Genomic DNA, 14,195 nt, shown 5'->3' on the forward strand with positions numbered 1-14,195 from the left:
ATCGCACGCGTCGGGCGCATCGCCCCCGCGCTACAATCATACCGTCCAGTCGGTTTCGTCCCCCATGCCAGAATCCCCTCCCCGCTCCCGCCGCAAGGCGCCCGACAGCGTGCGCCAGGCACTGCTGCACGCGACCGCCCATACCATCGGCCAGAATGGGCTGGCGGCCCTCACCGTGCAGGACGTCGCCGACGCGGCTGGTGTCAGCAAGGGCGCGCTGTTCCATCATTTCGGCAGCAAGCAGGACCTGGTCGAGGCGACGCTGACCTCGCTCATCGCCGACTTCGAGGACAGAGTGCGCGAGGTGCTGCGGCAGTCCCCGCCGCGCCATGGCGGCTTCAGCCGTGCCTATGTGCAGGTGAATTTCGAACATCTGCTGCAGCAGGAGCAGATCAACGACATCGGGCTCACCATGGGCAACATGCTGGAGCCGGCGCTGCTGGTCTACTGGCGAACGTGGCTGCGCGGCATGCTGGCCGAGTTTCCGGATGAAGCCTGCGATCCGCGGCTGTATGCCGCGCGTTGCGTTGCCGATGGGTACTGGGCCACCGCCTATGGGCGGCCCTTGGATGAAAACGAACGCCAGAACGCCCAGGCCATGGCCCTGGAGGCACTGAAGCTGTGCGAACCGGCATGAGCGGGAGACTGCGATGAACCCCTATTTCTACCTGGCCGGCGCGATCGTGCTGGAAGTGATCGCCACCTCCCTGCTCAAGGCATCGGAAGGCATGACCCGCCTCGGCCCCACGCTGGGCGCGCTTGCCGGTTACGGTGTGTGCTTCTACCTGCTGTCGCTGACGATGAAGTCGATCCCCACCGGCATTGCCTATGCCATCTGGTCCGGCGTCGGCATCGTGCTGATCTCGCTGATCGGCCTGCTGGTGTTCAAGCAGCGCCTGGATGCACCGGCGCTGATCGGCATCGGCCTGATCTGTGCCGGCGTACTGGTCATCAACCTGTTCTCGCACAGCAGCGCGCATTGAGCGCGCCGCTGTACGAACTGCCGGGCTAGGCGACCTTCTTCGCGACGGTCATGCCGAGCACAAAAAGTACGACGGCGATGATGATGCCGGCCCAGAACAGGAACTTGGCGATCCCCACCGCGGCGCCGGCAATACCGCCGAAACCCAGCGCACCGGCGATCAGGCCGATGATGGCGAAAATGATGGCCCACTTGATCATGTCGATCCTCTCCCTGACGGGAATACTGAAGGTGCGATCAGGTTAGGCAGGCCGCGATGCCACACGCGTGAACAGGTCGCAGGCGCGGCGTGAAACGATCCGGTTCAGCGCGGCCGGAAGCGCAGCAGCGCCACTGCGAAGGCGAGAAACACGCTGCCAACCAGGCGTTCGAACCAGCGTTGCGCAAAGGGCTTTGCCAGCCAACGGCGCAGCCCATGTCCACCCGCCGCGTACATCACGTACCAGAACAGTTCGCAGGTAGCGAAGGTGGCCACCAGCACCGTGTACTGCACGGCCTGGCCACGCGCGGGGTCGACGAACTGCGGCAGGAACGCGGCGGCGAACAGCAGCAGCTTGGGATTGCTCAGCCCCACCAGCAGACCACCACGGAACACTGCCCAGGCACCATGCACCGGCGCCAGCGCTGCATCGACGTCTGTCGCCACCGGCGCCTGCCGACAGCTGTCCCGCCAGGCCTTGATGCCCAACCAGGCCAGGTAAGCCACACCCAGATAGCGCAGCACATCGAACAGCATCGGCGACGAGCGCAGCACCGCGCTCAGGCCGGCCGCGGACGCCGCAAGCACCAGCAGCATCGCCAGCAGGCAACCGGCCATGGCGGGCACGCTGCGACGGAAGCCCAGGCCGACACTGCGCCCCAGGATGTGCAGCATGTTCGGACCCGGCGTGCCGCACAGCACGAACACTGTCGCCAGGAACCACCACCAGGTATGCAGGGCCATCACTTCGTCCACCGGAATAATCCCTGCAAGGATAGTGCGCAGCGGCTGTCACCACCATGCACAGTCCAGGGTCGATTCGACGGTTACAGCTGCTGCGACTCAGCCGCTGGCAACGCGCGACGCACGCAGTTCGGCCATCGCGATGCGCAGCACCCGCAGCGCCGAGCGCAGGAACACGACCAGCAGTGCGACCGCGACCAGCAGGTCCGGCCAACCGGCACCGAACAGCGCGACCAACGCCGCCGCCAGCACCACCGAAATGCCCTCGAAGATATCGTTGCGCGCGCATTCCCAGGCCGATGCCAGGTTCACGTCGTCATTGCGATACGGCGTCAGCAGCCACAGGCAGAAGCCATTCGCGGCAAGATTCAGCAGCGCGGCCAGGCCCATGCTTTCGAACAGGGGAACCTGCGGATGCGCCAGCCGCCATCCGATCTGTACCGCCACTGCCACCGCCGCCGCCAGGATCAGCGCGCCCTTGAACAACGCAACCCGCGCCTTGGCCGCCACGCCGGCACCCACCACCAGCAGGCTCAGCAGGTAGGTAGCGGCGTCGCCCAGGTTGTCCAGCGCACCGGAGAGCAACGCGGACGAGTGGCTGTACCACGACGCGCCGACCATCATCAGAAACGTCGCCAGGTTGATCAGCAGCACGATCCACAGCACCCGCCGGTGGCGCGCCTGCATGGCCGCCACATCCAGCGTCTTGCCGCAGCCACAGCATTCGCCCATCGCCCTGCCCTCTGCCTGTCGTGGCCCATTATCACGCCGATCAGCCGTGTCGGCAGCTGCTGCGGCGGGCCCATCTGCGATTGCGCGCCCCGGCCGCGCCGGCACGCGGTGTCCCGGCCTGCGATGTGCTGCAATGGCACTCCCCGGCACGGAGAGACCCATGAAGACGCTTGGCCTGATCGGTGGCATGAGCTGGGAAAGTTCGGCGCAGTACTACCGCCTCATCAACGAAGAGGTACGCGCGCGGTTGGGCGGTGCGCACTCGGCGCAGTTGCTGATGTGGTCGCTGGATTTCGCCCGCATCAAACAGCTGCAGCATGACGGTGACTGGGATGCGCTGGGCAACGAGATGGTCGATGCGGCCCAGCGGCTGCAGGCCGGTGGCGCCGAACTGCTGCTGATCTGCACCAACACCATGCACAAGCTTGTTGGTGAGATCGAGGCGGCCTGCCCGCTGCCCCTGCTGCATATCGCCGACCCGACCGCCACCGCGATCGTGCAGGCCGGTCTGCAGCGTGTCGGCCTGCTCGGCACGGCCTTCACCATGGAAGAGAACTTCTACCGTGGCCGGCTGAGCGAGCGCTTCGGCCTGGACGTACTGGTTCCGGAGGCCGACGACCGCCGCGATGTGCATGCGATCATCTACCAGGAGTTGATCGCCGGCGTGGTCAACGAGCGATCACGGCGGGTGTACGTCGAGGTGATCGAACGCCTGGTTGCCCGCGGTGCCGAAGCGATCATCCTGGGCTGTACCGAGATCATGCTGCTGGTGCGTGCCGAAGACAGCCCGGTGCCGCTGTTCGACACCACGACCCTGCATGCGCGCGCGGCGGTAGACGCGGCGTTGGCATGACGCACATCGCCGTACACCCGGTCACGCAGTCGGTTCGGGCTGCACTTCCAGCGAAGTGACCAGCCATTCCACCACCGGTGGCGAATCGCACAGGAAGAACACGGCGTCGCCGCTGCGAGCTTCGGTCAGCATCCGGTAGACGCTGATTGCCACGCCCGATTGGTTGGCGATGAAAATCTCACTGCTGCGCGGCCCGTCGGCCTGGCGGGAAACCAGCCGCAAGGCACGCCGGGCCGCGACCGTATCTTCCGGCTCGGCTTGGCGGGTCAACTCCAGGCCACGCAGGCCCCAGGCAACAAAAACACGCTTGCCCTTGAACGTCGTGTCCAGGACCTGCACTTCGACCGCGCCTGTGCCGGCCGACCGATGAATGACGATACTGCTGATCAACGCAACCCCCTGTGGTCGTCGTGGTCCGCACATCCTTGTCCGCACCCGCGCCAGCAGCCACGGGCGAGGCCCGAAGGTCGCGTTCGAAAGCGCTGGAACGTGTAAAAAACTGTAAACCGATGCAATCGGATGTGCCCGGGATGATACGGGATGTAACGCCCTGCATGCGCCGCCGGACACTTATAAATCCGTCCTGAGCCGGCGCAGGGCCCGGTCGTCGCAGAGCGCCGCACGTGCGCCATTCTTGCGTCCCACTCCCAACCCGAGGTTTCAATGAGCCTTCGCCTGCTACTGCCCCTGGGCGGTTCTGCGCTTGCCCTGCTGCTGGCCGCAACCACGGTCTCGGCCCAGGATTACGACAGCGAGTCATCGCCGCGCACGACCTGCGAATCACACTTCAACAAGACCCAGCAGTGCCCGTTCGAAGGACGTGCGCGACTGGCGCGGCAGCTGTCGGTGACGCGATGCGTGGAAGACGACAACTGGGGACAGCGCCGCGGCATGCTGTGGGTTACCGACGGCTGCCGCGCCGAATTCGTCGCCGAAGAGCGTGGGCGAGGCCGTTGGCCTGGACGTGACCGTGACCGTGACCGTGATCGTGATCGCGATGGCGAGCGCCTGGTCTGCGAATCCTACGAAAACAAGGAGAAACAATGCCGCATCCGCGTCCGTCATGACGTGCGGCTGGTCAAGCAGAAGTCGGTCACCACCTGCACCGAGGACCGCAACTGGGGCTGGGACCGACGCGGCGTATGGGTCAGCGACGGTTGCCGCGCCGAATTCCGCGTCTACTGAGTACGATGGCTGCGCGCCCATCCTCGCTAGAATGAGGCTCTCACAGCAGGAAACACCGCATGGAACGCTGGTAGCTGGCAACGATGATGTCCTTGCTGCTGCATCAGATCGATGCCGCGTTCTGGCAGGAATGGCGGATGTTCCAGGTGCCCGGCGGCATCCAGGGATTCCTGCTGTTCAATCTGCTTGCCATCGGCGTACTGCTGCACGGTTATCGCCAGGTGGTGCTCGGCCTGGGCTCTGCGCGCCGCTACGCGCTGTTGTGCGGCGTGCTGGGTATCGGCACCGCCCTCATCCATGCCGGCTTCGCTGCGGCCGGTCGCGATGAATTCCACCTGCCGCTGTCGCTGCTCACGCTTCTGGCCTGCCTGGTCAGCGGCAGCGGATTGCTGCTGGGCAGCCGTCGGCGATGACCCTGCAGGCTCCAGCACTTCGGGTACGCGCGGCCGAGTGCACGGATCTTCCGGCACTGATCGCCCTGGACAGCGTTGCGGCCGATGACCCACGCCGTGCCACGCAGATCGGCCAGTGGCTGACGGACGGCCACATGCACGTTGTCGAGCTCGATGGCACGCTGGCTGGCTACCGGGTCCAGCATCGGCACTTCTTCGGTGAGGCCTTCATCGAGATGCTGATGGTGGCCGCGCCGCTGCGCAGACACGGCATCGGCCGTGCGTTGCTTCTGCATGCCACGTCGATCAGCGCGGGCACCCGACTTTTCAGCTCGACCAACCAGTCCAATGCCAGCATGCAGCGGCTGCTGGCAGCCGCAGGCTTCGTGCAGTGCGGGATCGTGCACGGCCTCGACGAAGGCGATCCGGAGCTGATCTACCGCTTCGACACTGACGATGTGAGGTAAGGCGCAACCTTCGCTTCCAGCAGCGCCATCAACGCCGGATCCATGCAGCGATAGTCGTCGGGGATGTCCAGGCAGTGCAGCGGCGTGTGCTCAAGCAGGCGCGCGAAATTCGCCTGCAGCCGATGCTGGTGCTTGGGCTCCATGACGAAGATGACATCAGCCCAGCGGATATCCGCTGGGCTGATGGGCCGGCGCGCGTGCGGGCTGGTGCCGGCCGAGCGCGCACTGATACCCGGCCGGCGCTGCCACATCGCTTCGGCGGTGGGGCTGCGCAGCTGGTTGCGGCTGCAGACAAACAGCAGGTTCAACATTCCTGATCCAGTAGTTGTCTCGGGCTGAGGACCGGATAGGTGAAACCCAGCTGGCGCGCCCGCAGCAGCTTGTCGCCACGCGTATACATCAGCTTCCAGTTCTTTTCCGGCTTGAAGATCGGCAGTGGTGCCGTGTGGTCGCCGCCGTGGTGGCGCGACTGCGAGCGCCTCCAGGCGCGGTTCCTTTGCGTTTCCATGATCGTATTCTCGTGAGTACCGGGTTCAGCAGCCGCGGTAGTACGAGTGCGCGCAGGATACAACGCCGCAACAAAAAAGCCCACGCATCGCTGCGCAGGCTTGTCTGTTTCATCACAGTGGTCGGGACGGCCGGATTCGAACCGACGACCCTCTGCCCCCCAGGCAGATGCGCTACCAGGCTGCGCTACGCCCCGACTGATGCTGCGATGTACCCGCCAGTGCAGCGGGCCGTGAAGTATAGCGGATTACGGCGGAAATGGGTCAGCGACGCAGCAGTTGCAGCACTTCTTCCAGTTCCATCCGCACCTGCTTGATGATCTGGTTGCTCAAGGCCGATTCCTCGCGTGCATCCGGACCATCCAGGCGCAGGCGCGCGCCGCCGATGGTGTAGCCCTGTTCGTACAACAGGCTGCGGATCTGCCGCACCATCAGCACGTCGTGGCGCTGGTAGTAACGACGGTTGCCACGGCGCTTGGCCGGCTCGAGACTGGGAAACTCGGTTTCCCAGTAGCGCAGCACGTGCGGCTTGACGTCGCACAGTTCGCTGACTTCACCGATGGTGAAGTAGCGCTTGGCCGGAATCGGCGGAAGTTCGCGGTTACTGCCCGGATCCAGCATAAGCTTCCACCCTCTCCTTGAGCTTCTGGCCCGGACGGAAAGTAACCACCGTACGGGCGGAAATCGGAATTTCCTCGCCGGTCTTGGGGTTGCGACCCGGGCGCTGGTTCTTGCGCCGCAGGTCGAAATTGCCAAAGCCCGACAGCTTCACCTGACGTCCCTGTTCCAATGCTTCACGCAGCACATCGAAGAACGCGTCGACGAATTCCTTGGCTTCCCGCTTGTTCAGACCGACTTCGTCGAACAGCTTTTCCGCCATCTCCGCCTTGGTCAATGCCATTGCCTGCTACCCCCGAGTGCTGCCCGCTCAGCCGCGGATCCGGGCGTGGTGTTCACGCTCGATGGCAGTGACCGCCTCGGCCACTACCGCTTCCACGTCGCGGTCCGTCAGAGTGCGCGACTTGTCCTGCAAAATCAAGCCCATAGCGAGACTCTTGAATCCCGGCTCGACGCCCTGGCCGACGTAGCGGTCGAACAGGTTCAGCTCGCGCAGCAACGGGCCGGCAGCCTGGCGGATGGTCGCGGCCAGGTCACTCCAGGCCACCTGTTCAGGCACCAGGAAGGCCAGGTCGCGGCGCACCGCCGGGTAGCGCGACAGTTCACCGGCGCGCGGCAGCGCACGGGCGGACAGCGCCTCCAGATCCAGCTCGAAGGCGTACACATCCACGTCGATGTCCATCGCCTTGGCCAGGCGCGGGTGGATCTGACCGATCCAGCCGATCGCCAAGCCGTCGCGGAAGACTTCGGCCGAACGCACCGGATGGCCGTAGGCACGGCTGGACGGGCGGAACTCCAGCACCGCGCCACTGGCAGCGGCCAGCGATTCCAGGTCGCCCTTCAGGTCATGGAAATCGACCTTGCGGGTTGGCAGGCCCCACTGCACTGCCTGCGCTTCACCGCAGACCGCAGCGGCCACGCGCGAGGTTTCCAGCGGTGCCGGCCGGCTTTCGCCGAGCGACGCGTCGCCGGCCTGCTGGGCGAACACCCGGCCGATCTCGAACAGGCGCACGCGGCCCAGCTGGCGGGCGGCGTTGCGGCCAAGGGTGGCGACCAGGCCCGGCAGCAGCGCCGGACGCATCACTGCCAGCTCGGCCGACAGCGGGTTGGCCAACGGCACCAGGTTGTCGCGCAGCTGCCACTGGCTCAGCAGTGCGTCGTCGACGAAGGCGAAATTGACGGTTTCCTGCAGGTCGCGGGCAACCAGCTGGCGGCGCACGCTGAGCGTGTCCAGCTGGGTCTCGGTCGGCATCGCAACACGCGATGCACCACCCGGCAGCGTGGTCGGGATCTGCTCGTAACCGTGGATCCGGGCCAGCTCCTCGATCAGGTCTTCTTCGATGGCGATGTCGAAGCGGCGGCTCGGTGCAGTGACCTGCCAGCCTTCGCCAGCGATCGCCACCTGCATGCCCAGCGCGCGCAGGATGCGCTCGACTTCGGCGTCTTCAATGGTGATGCCCAGCACGCGGGTGATGCGTGCGCGGCGCAGCAGGATCGTCGCGGGCTGCGGCAGGTCGGCCTCACGCACCGCCTCGGTCACCTGTGCCGGGATACCGCCGGCCAGGTCCAGCACCAGGCGGGTGGCGTATTCGATGGCGGTACGCGGCAGCGCCGGGTCGACGCCACGCTCGAAGCGGTGGCCGGCATCGGTATGCAGGCCCAGCTTGCGGCCACGGCCCATGATCGCGGCCGGCGCAAAGTGCGCCGCTTCCAGGAACACGGCGGTGGTGGCATCGGTAACGCGCGTATCGAAGCCGCCCATCAGGCCGGCCAGGCCGACCGCGCGATCAGCGTCGGTGACCACCAGGAAGCTGTCGTCCAGCGCAGCATCACGGCCGTCCAGCAGCTTCAGGTTTTCGCCGGCGCGCGAACGACGCACACCGATTGTGCCCTGCAGGGTGCCCAGATCGTAGGCGTGCATCGGCTGGCCCAGCTCGAGCATTACGTACTGGGTGATGTCGACCAGCAGCGACACCGGGCGCACGCCACTGCGGCGCAGGCGCTCGGCCATCCACAACGGAGTCTTCGCCGCAGCGTTGACACCTTCGATGACACGACCGAGATAGCGCGGCGCTTCGGCACCTGCATCGAGCTGGATCGCCAGCTCGCGACTGCCGTGGGCGGCGATCGGCTCTGCGATGAAATCCAGTACTTCGCTGCGCGTGGCTGCAGCAACGTCATAGGCGATGCCGCGGATGCTGAAGCAGTCGGCGCGGTTGGGGGTCAGCTTGATCTCGATGCTGGCGTCCGGCAGGCCGAGGTACTCCACCAGGGTCTGGCCGACCGGCGCGTCATCCGGCAGTTCCAGCAGGCCGGAAGCATCGTTGTCCAGGCCCAGCTCCTTGGCCGAGCACAGCATGCCGTTGGATTCGACGCCGCGCAGCTTGGCCGGCTTGATCTTCAATTCACCGATCTGCGCACCGACCATCGCCAGCGGCGCGACCAGGCCCGGGCGCGCATTCGGCGCACCACAGACGATCTGCAGCAGCTCAGCCTGTCCCGCATCAACCTTGCACACCTGCAGGCGGTCGGCTTCGGGATGGCGTTCGGCTTCGACGATACGCGCGACGACCACGTGCTGCAGGCCATCGCCAAGCGCGGCCACGTCTTCCACTTCCAGGCCGATGGCGGTCAGCACCGCGCTCAGCTCATCGCGCGAGGCAGTGGTCGGAACGTGGCTGCGCAGCCAGTTTTCGGAGAATTTCATGGGGTCACCCTGGTGGGCCCGGCGCATGCGCCTGGGCTTCGGATTCAAGTGCAGCCGGGCATGGCCCGGCACGACATGGTTGTGGCTTACGCGAACTGCTTCAGGAACCGCACATCGTTCTCGAAGAACGCGCGCAGGTCGTTGACGCCGTAGCGCAGCATCGCAAAACGCTCCACGCCCAGGCCGAAGGCAAAGCCGGTGTAGCGCTCCGGATCGATGCCGACGTTGCGCAGCACGTTCGGGTGAACCATGCCGCAGCCCAGCACTTCCAGCCAGCGGGTGCTGCCATCGGGCTGCTGCCAGGCGATGTCCACTTCCGCGCCGGGTTCGACGAACGGGAAGTAGCTCGGGCGGAAGCGCATCTCGAAATCACGCTCGAAGAACGCGCGCACGAACTCGGACAACGTGCCCTTCAGATCGGCGAAGGTCGAGTGCTCGTCGACCAGCAGGCCTTCGACCTGGTGGAACATCGGCGAATGGGTCTGGTCGCTGTCGCTGCGATAGACCTTGCCGGCGGCGATCATGCGCAGCGGCGGCTGGTGTTCGCCCATGTAGCGCACCTGCACACCGGAGGTATGCGTGCGCAGCAGGCGGCCGTCACCGAAGTAGAACGTGTCATGCATGGCTCGCGCCGGATGGTGCGGCGGGAAGTTCAGCGCCTCGAAGTTGTGCCAGTCGTCCTCGATCTCCGGCCCTTCGGACAACTCATAGCCCAGCCGGCCGAAGATGCCGGTGATGCGCTCGAGGGTGCGGGTGATCGGGTGCAGGCCGGCGCGTTCGCCGCTGCGGCCGGGCAACGTGATGTCGATCGCCTCGGCGGCCAGGCGCGCATCGAGTGCGGCATCTTCCAGCACTGCCTTGCGCTCGCCCAGCGCGCTGCTCAGCGCATCGCGGGCCTGGTTGATGGCCTCACCGGCCGCCTTGCGTTCGTCGGCCGGCAGCGCACCGAGCTGCTTGAGCTGCGAGGTGATGCTGCCGCTCTTGCCAAGCAGGGCCACGCGCAGCTGTTCCAGCGCGTCCGGGCTCTGCGCGGCGGCCACGTCGGCCAGCGCCTGGGAAGTGAGGGATTGGATGTCGCTCATGGGTAGCCGGAACTCCAGTCGGTCTGCCATCGCGATGCACGAAGGGCCGCGCCGTCGCAACCGCTTGCCGGTCGCCCGCCTTCTGCACGGCTGCGCCCGGCACAAAAAAGAATGGGGAAGGACTTGCGCCCTTCCCCATGCATTGCCTCTACCTGACACCGTTCTCCGTGAACGGCAACGGCATCGGGAAGGACTTATGCCGCCAGTGCGCCCTTGGCCTTTTCGGCCAGTGCAGCAAAGCCAGCTGCGTCGTGCACGGCGATGTCAGCCAGAACCTTACGGTCCAGGGTGATGCCAGCCTTCAGCAGGCCGTTCATGAAACGGCTGTAGCTCAGGCCGTTGATGCGGGCAGCCGCGTTGATGCGGGTGATCCACAGCGAACGGAAGTTGCGCTTCTTCTGCTTACGGCCGATGTAGGCGTACTGCTGTGCCTTGATGACCGCCTGCTTGGCGACGCGGAAGACCTTGCGACGGGCATTGTAGTAGCCCTTCGCCAGATCAAGGATTTTCTTGTGGCGGCGACGCGCCTGTACGCCACGCTTAACTCGTGCCATTTTTCAGTTCCTCAGAGGTAAGGGAGCATGCGGTCCAGACGGCCTGCGTCTTCTGCGCGGACGTGATTCGTCTGACGCAGGTTACGCTTACGCTTGGTCGCTTTCTTCGTGAGGATGTGGCTACGGTTGGCGTGGCCGCACTTGTACTTGCCCGAGGCGGTCTTGCGGAAACGCTTGGCCGCCGCCCGGTTGGTCTTGATCTTGGGCATTGCAATGTCCTTGATGGGATATGACCCTGGTTTCTGACTGATCTGGCGGCGGCCTGGGCCGCTCTTTCCGTCCTGCCATGATCGGCGTACGACCCGTCCTGGGTGGGTCGAGCCGGGCATGATACAGGCAAAACCGCCCTGTAACCAGCCCCCATACAGCTTTTCATCCGCAACCCGGCTGCGCCGGTCCCGGAAAAGCAAAAGGACGCCAGCGGCGCCCCTTCACCTTCATCCATTCAGCCGCCAGGCGCCCCGCGAGGCAGCCCGTCAGGCCTCAGGTCTTCTTCTTCGGCGCGATCATCATCACCATCTGACGCCCTTCCAGGCGCGGACGGGATTCGATGACGATGTCCTCGCCCAGATCACCCTCGATCCGGCTGGCCATCTCGCGACCCAGTTCCTGGTGGCTCATTTCACGGCCACGGAAACGGATGTTGACCTTGATCTTGTCGCCTTCTTCAAGGAAACCGCGCATCTTGCGCAGCTTGATCTGGTAGTCGCCCTCGTCCGTAACCGGACGGAACTTCACTTCCTTGATCTCGACCTGCTTGGTCTTCTTCTTGGCCTCGCTGGCCTTCTTCTGGGCTTCGAACTTGAACTTGCCGAAGTCCATGATCTTGCACACCGGCGGGTCTGCCTGCGGCTGGATCTCGACCAGGTCCAGGCCTTCATCTTCGGCCATGGACAACGCTTCGTCTCGCGTCAACACGCCGATCATTTCTCCGTCACTGCCGATCACGCGGACGCGCGGCACACGGATTTCCTGATTCTTGCGGTTCTGTTTGTTGTCAGGGGTACTGATATTGCGATCTCCCAAGGGTGTCGAACCCGGCCCGGGCGCCAATGCGCACGGGCCGGACCTTTATTTACGCGCCCTCGGCCTGGAGCCGCTCGGTGAAAGCCTGGAGGCTCATGCTGCCGAGATCTTCGCCAGAACGCGTACGCACCGCCACAGCGCCGTTTTCCTTCTCGCGGTCACCAATGACCAGCAGGTACGGCACGCGCTGCAGCGTGTGCTCGCGAATCTTATAGCCGATCTTCTCGTTACGCAAATCGGCGCTGACGCGGAAGCCTTGATCCGCAAGGCTTTTGGTCACGGCAGACACGTATTCAGCCTGCGCATCGGTGATATTGGCCACCACCACCTGGGTCGGCGCCAGCCAGGCCGGGAACTGGCCGGCATGGTGCTCGATCAGGATGCCCAGGAAACGCTCCATCGAGCCGACGATGGCCCGGTGCAGCATCACCGGATGCTTCTTCTGGCTGTTTTCGTCCACGTATTCAGCGCCCAGACGGCCAGGCATCATGAAATCGACCTGCATGGTGCCCAGCTGCCAGGTGCGGCCGATGGCGTCCTTCAGGTGGTACTCGATCTTCGGGCCATAGAAGGCGCCCTCGCCCGGCAGTTCCTGCCATTCCACTCCGCAGCTGGACAGTGCCGAGCGCAGCGCGCCCTCCGCCTTGTCCCAGGTGGCGTCATCGCCCAGGCGCGATTCGGGGCGCAGCGCGATCTTGACCTGGATCTCCTCGAAGCCGAAGTGCTGGTACACCGCCAGCGCCTGCTGGTGGAACGCGGTCACTTCCGCCTCGACCTGGTCTTCGGTGCAGAACACGTGACCGTCGTCCTGGGTGAAGCCACGCACGCGCAGGATGCCGTGCAGCGCGCCGGAGGGCTCGTTGCGGTGGCAGGCGCCAAACTCACCGTAGCGGATCGGCAGATCGCGGTAGCTGTGCAGCCCCTGGTTGAACACCTGCACGTGGCCCGGGCAGTTCATCGGCTTGAGCGCGTAGGTACGCTTCTCCGACTCGGTGAAGAACATCGCGTCCTGGTAGTTGTCCCAGTGGCCCGACTTCTGCCACAGCGACACGTCCAGGATCTGCGGGCAGCGCACTTCGCCGTAGCCGGTGCTGCGGTACACCTTGCGCATGTACTGCTCGACCACCTGCCACAGCGCCCAGCCCTTCGGGTGCCAGAACACCAGGCCCGGGGCCTCTTCCTGCAGGTGGAACAGGTCCTGCTGCTTGCCGATGCGACGGTGGTCGCGCATCTCCGCTTCTTCGATGCGCTTGATGTACGCATCGAGCTGCTTCTTGTCGGCCCAGGCGGTGCCGTAGACGCGCTGCAGCTGCTCGTTCTGCGCGTCGCCGCGCCAATAGGCGCCGGAAATGCGGGTCAGCTTGAAGGCCTTCAGGAAGCGCGTGTTCGGCACGTGCGGGCCGCGGCACATGTCCACGTATTCCTGGTGGTAGTACATGCCCATCGCCTGGATGTCAGGCGACATGTCCTCGATCAGGCGCAGCTTGTAGTCCTCGCCACGGGCCTTGAAGATCTCGATGACTTCCGCGCGCGGCGTCACTTTCTTGATGACGTCGTAATCCTGCGCGATCAGCTCGCCCATGCGCTTTTCGATCGCCGCCATGTCTTCGGGGGTGAACGGGCGCTCGGAATAGATGTCGTAGTAGAAGCCCTCGGCGATCACCGGGCCGATGACCATCTTCACGTCCGGGTACAGCTGCTTGACCGCATGGCCGACCAGATGGGCGCTGGAGTGGCGGATGATTTCCACGCCCTCCTCGTCCTTGGCGGTGATGATGCGCAGGGAGGCGTCGTGGTCGATGACGTCACTGGCATCGACCAGCACGCCATCCACCGAACCGGCGATGGTGGCCTTGGCCAGGCCGGCGCCGATCGACTGGGCGACGTCCATGACGCTGACGGGATGTTCGAATTCGCGGCGGCTGCCGTCGGGAAGGGTAATCGTGATCATTGCAATGGCTTCATGCGGGGCCCGCCGGGCGGGCTGGAAAGCGCTCCCGGGCCAACGCCCGGGCAATAAAAAAGCGCCACGAGGGCGCCTGGAATGCAGGGCCTTCGGGGCAGGTCAACAGTGGGCGGTGGTAGTGCTCATGTCGCACGCTCGGCCGGCGCAGTGCGCGGGCCACCTTGGTTTCCAGGATGTGGTTG

Annotated in this window: 20 protein-coding genes and 1 tRNA gene; 6 read left to right on the forward strand and 15 right to left on the reverse strand. The window is 65.1% G+C overall.

What is annotated here, in order from left to right; translation table 11 throughout:
- Window positions 1-64 precede the first annotated feature (64 nt).
- A complete protein-coding gene (locus H3005_RS18480) occupies window positions 65-637 on the forward strand; it encodes a TetR/AcrR family transcriptional regulator (RefSeq protein ID WP_089236272.1) in 573 nt (190 codons plus the stop codon).
- Between the two features lie 13 nt (window positions 638-650).
- On the forward strand, window positions 651-983 hold the full coding sequence (locus H3005_RS18485) for an SMR family transporter (RefSeq protein WP_089236273.1): 333 nt from the start codon (window positions 651-653) through the stop codon (window positions 981-983).
- A 25-nt stretch (window positions 984-1,008) separates the two neighbouring features.
- Here H3005_RS18485 and H3005_RS18490 read toward each other — a convergent pair whose 3' ends face one another.
- From H3005_RS18490 to H3005_RS18500, 3 genes are all read right to left on the reverse strand, one after another.
- Entirely contained in the window at window positions 1,009-1,182 is a 174-nt protein-coding gene (locus H3005_RS18490; protein ID WP_025876319.1) for a DUF1328 domain-containing protein, read from the reverse strand.
- A 104-nt stretch (window positions 1,183-1,286) separates the two neighbouring features.
- Window positions 1,287-1,925, reverse strand: a complete 639-nt coding sequence (locus H3005_RS18495) for a LysE family translocator (protein WP_099819122.1) — start codon at window positions 1,923-1,925, stop codon at window positions 1,287-1,289.
- Between the two features lie 99 nt (window positions 1,926-2,024).
- Window positions 2,025-2,657, reverse strand: coding sequence for a cation transporter (locus H3005_RS18500; RefSeq protein ID WP_180166350.1), 633 nt, complete (start codon window positions 2,655-2,657; stop codon window positions 2,025-2,027).
- A 160-nt stretch (window positions 2,658-2,817) separates the two neighbouring features.
- Between H3005_RS18500 and H3005_RS18505 the strand changes: the two genes are divergently transcribed.
- Window positions 2,818-3,510 (forward strand): aspartate/glutamate racemase family protein, encoded by a 693-nt coding sequence (locus tag H3005_RS18505; RefSeq protein WP_180166349.1) that lies wholly within the window; start codon window positions 2,818-2,820, stop codon window positions 3,508-3,510.
- A gap of 21 nt (window positions 3,511-3,531) precedes the next feature.
- Here the strand turns inward: H3005_RS18505 and H3005_RS18510 are convergent, their stop codons facing one another.
- Window positions 3,532-3,900: a hypothetical protein gene (locus tag H3005_RS18510; protein ID WP_223880333.1), complete on the reverse strand. Its 369-nt coding sequence runs from the start codon at window positions 3,898-3,900 to the stop codon at window positions 3,532-3,534.
- A gap of 273 nt (window positions 3,901-4,173) precedes the next feature.
- Here H3005_RS18510 and H3005_RS18515 point away from each other — a divergent pair, with 273 nt between their 5' ends.
- From H3005_RS18515 to H3005_RS18525, 3 genes are all read left to right on the forward strand, one after another.
- Window positions 4,174-4,695, forward strand: coding sequence for a DUF3011 domain-containing protein (locus H3005_RS18515; protein WP_191078738.1), 522 nt, complete (start codon window positions 4,174-4,176; stop codon window positions 4,693-4,695).
- Between the two features lie 86 nt (window positions 4,696-4,781).
- Complete coding sequence (locus H3005_RS18520) at window positions 4,782-5,108, forward strand: DUF6713 family protein (protein WP_223880334.1); 327 nt, start codon at window positions 4,782-4,784, stop codon at window positions 5,106-5,108.
- Entirely contained in the window at window positions 5,105-5,554 is a 450-nt protein-coding gene (locus tag H3005_RS18525) for a GNAT family N-acetyltransferase (protein WP_191078740.1), read from the forward strand. Before H3005_RS18520 ends, H3005_RS18525 begins: the two co-directional genes overlap by 4 nt.
- Here the strand turns inward: H3005_RS18525 and H3005_RS18530 are convergent.
- The 11 genes from H3005_RS18530 to thrS all read right to left on the reverse strand — a co-directional run bounded on the left by H3005_RS18530 (window position 5,524) and on the right by thrS (window position 13,998).
- The gene (locus H3005_RS18530; protein ID WP_191078741.1) at window positions 5,524-5,865 is read right to left on the reverse strand and encodes a phosphotyrosine protein phosphatase; all 342 of its coding nucleotides are present in this window, start codon (window positions 5,863-5,865) and stop codon (window positions 5,524-5,526) included. The two genes, H3005_RS18525 and H3005_RS18530, sit on opposite strands and share 31 nt — an antisense overlap.
- Window positions 5,859-6,062, reverse strand: a complete 204-nt coding sequence (locus H3005_RS18535) for a hypothetical protein (protein ID WP_100553082.1) — start codon at window positions 6,060-6,062, stop codon at window positions 5,859-5,861. Before H3005_RS18535 ends, H3005_RS18530 begins: the two co-directional genes overlap by 7 nt.
- A gap of 118 nt (window positions 6,063-6,180) precedes the next feature.
- Window positions 6,181-6,257 (reverse strand) — tRNA-Pro (locus H3005_RS18540).
- A 67-nt stretch (window positions 6,258-6,324) separates the two neighbouring features.
- Window positions 6,325-6,681, reverse strand: a complete 357-nt coding sequence (locus H3005_RS18545) for a MerR family transcriptional regulator (protein WP_005410431.1) — start codon at window positions 6,679-6,681, stop codon at window positions 6,325-6,327.
- Complete coding sequence (locus H3005_RS18550) at window positions 6,662-6,961, reverse strand: integration host factor subunit alpha (protein WP_005410432.1); 300 nt, start codon at window positions 6,959-6,961, stop codon at window positions 6,662-6,664. The genes H3005_RS18545 and H3005_RS18550 overlap by 20 nt, the downstream gene beginning before the upstream one ends.
- A gap of 27 nt (window positions 6,962-6,988) precedes the next feature.
- Window positions 6,989-9,385 carry a phenylalanine--tRNA ligase subunit beta gene (pheT, locus tag H3005_RS18555; protein WP_191078742.1) on the reverse strand — a complete coding sequence of 799 codons (2,397 nt, stop codon included), beginning with the start codon at window positions 9,383-9,385 and terminating at the stop codon, window positions 6,989-6,991.
- Window positions 9,386-9,471: 86 nt separating this feature from the next.
- Window positions 9,472-10,467 (reverse strand): phenylalanine--tRNA ligase subunit alpha, encoded by a 996-nt coding sequence (gene pheS, locus H3005_RS18560; RefSeq protein WP_089236281.1) that lies wholly within the window; start codon window positions 10,465-10,467, stop codon window positions 9,472-9,474.
- 194 nt (window positions 10,468-10,661) lie between these two features.
- Window positions 10,662-11,021, reverse strand: coding sequence for a 50S ribosomal protein L20 (gene rplT / locus H3005_RS18565; RefSeq protein ID WP_005410435.1), 360 nt, complete (start codon window positions 11,019-11,021; stop codon window positions 10,662-10,664).
- Window positions 11,022-11,032: 11 nt separating this feature from the next.
- Window positions 11,033-11,230, reverse strand: a complete 198-nt coding sequence (gene rpmI / locus H3005_RS18570) for a 50S ribosomal protein L35 (RefSeq protein ID WP_002811096.1) — start codon at window positions 11,228-11,230, stop codon at window positions 11,033-11,035.
- 274 nt (window positions 11,231-11,504) lie between these two features.
- Window positions 11,505-12,047: a translation initiation factor IF-3 gene (gene infC, locus H3005_RS18575; protein WP_089236282.1), complete on the reverse strand. Its 543-nt coding sequence runs from the start codon at window positions 12,045-12,047 to the stop codon at window positions 11,505-11,507.
- 49 nt (window positions 12,048-12,096) lie between these two features.
- Complete coding sequence (thrS, locus tag H3005_RS18580) at window positions 12,097-13,998, reverse strand: threonine--tRNA ligase (protein ID WP_089236283.1); 1,902 nt, start codon at window positions 13,996-13,998, stop codon at window positions 12,097-12,099.
- Between the last annotated feature and the right edge of the window lie 197 nt (window positions 13,999-14,195).

It is taken from the genome of Stenotrophomonas sp. Br8 (genome assembly GCF_014763005.1).
GTDB lineage: Bacteria > Pseudomonadota > Gammaproteobacteria > Xanthomonadales > Xanthomonadaceae > Stenotrophomonas > Stenotrophomonas lactitubi.

Excerpts from the sequence above, each read along its gene's own strand:
- H3005_RS18480 (WP_089236272.1), top strand. The coding sequence starts at position 65 with ATGCCAGAATCCCCTCCCCGCTCCCGCCGCAAGGCGCCCGACAGCGTG.
- H3005_RS18485 (WP_089236273.1), top strand. The coding sequence starts at position 651 with ATGAACCCCTATTTCTACCTGGCCGGCGCGATCGTGCTGGAAGTGATC.
- H3005_RS18490 (WP_025876319.1), bottom strand. The coding sequence starts at position 1,182 with ATGATCAAGTGGGCCATCATTTTCGCCATCATCGGCCTGATCGCCGGT.
- H3005_RS18495 (WP_099819122.1), bottom strand. The coding sequence starts at position 1,925 with ATGGCCCTGCATACCTGGTGGTGGTTCCTGGCGACAGTGTTCGTGCTG.
- H3005_RS18500 (WP_180166350.1), bottom strand. The coding sequence starts at position 2,657 with ATGGGCGAATGCTGTGGCTGCGGCAAGACGCTGGATGTGGCGGCCATG.
- H3005_RS18505 (WP_180166349.1), top strand. The coding sequence starts at position 2,818 with ATGAAGACGCTTGGCCTGATCGGTGGCATGAGCTGGGAAAGTTCGGCG.
- H3005_RS18515 (WP_191078738.1), top strand. The coding sequence starts at position 4,174 with ATGAGCCTTCGCCTGCTACTGCCCCTGGGCGGTTCTGCGCTTGCCCTG.
- H3005_RS18520 (WP_223880334.1), top strand. The coding sequence starts at position 4,782 with ATGTCCTTGCTGCTGCATCAGATCGATGCCGCGTTCTGGCAGGAATGG.
- H3005_RS18525 (WP_191078740.1), top strand. The coding sequence starts at position 5,105 with ATGACCCTGCAGGCTCCAGCACTTCGGGTACGCGCGGCCGAGTGCACG.
- H3005_RS18530 (WP_191078741.1), bottom strand. The coding sequence starts at position 5,865 with ATGTTGAACCTGCTGTTTGTCTGCAGCCGCAACCAGCTGCGCAGCCCC.
- H3005_RS18535 (WP_100553082.1), bottom strand. The coding sequence starts at position 6,062 with ATGGAAACGCAAAGGAACCGCGCCTGGAGGCGCTCGCAGTCGCGCCAC.
- H3005_RS18545 (WP_005410431.1), bottom strand. The coding sequence starts at position 6,681 with ATGCTGGATCCGGGCAGTAACCGCGAACTTCCGCCGATTCCGGCCAAG.
- H3005_RS18550 (WP_005410432.1), bottom strand. The coding sequence starts at position 6,961 with ATGGCATTGACCAAGGCGGAGATGGCGGAAAAGCTGTTCGACGAAGTC.
- pheT (WP_191078742.1), bottom strand. The coding sequence starts at position 9,385 with ATGAAATTCTCCGAAAACTGGCTGCGCAGCCACGTTCCGACCACTGCC.
- pheS (WP_089236281.1), bottom strand. The coding sequence starts at position 10,467 with ATGAGCGACATCCAATCCCTCACTTCCCAGGCGCTGGCCGACGTGGCC.
- rplT (WP_005410435.1), bottom strand. The coding sequence starts at position 11,021 with ATGGCACGAGTTAAGCGTGGCGTACAGGCGCGTCGCCGCCACAAGAAA.
- rpmI (WP_002811096.1), bottom strand. The coding sequence starts at position 11,230 with ATGCCCAAGATCAAGACCAACCGGGCGGCGGCCAAGCGTTTCCGCAAG.
- thrS (WP_089236283.1), bottom strand. The coding sequence starts at position 13,998 with ATGATCACGATTACCCTTCCCGACGGCAGCCGCCGCGAATTCGAACAT.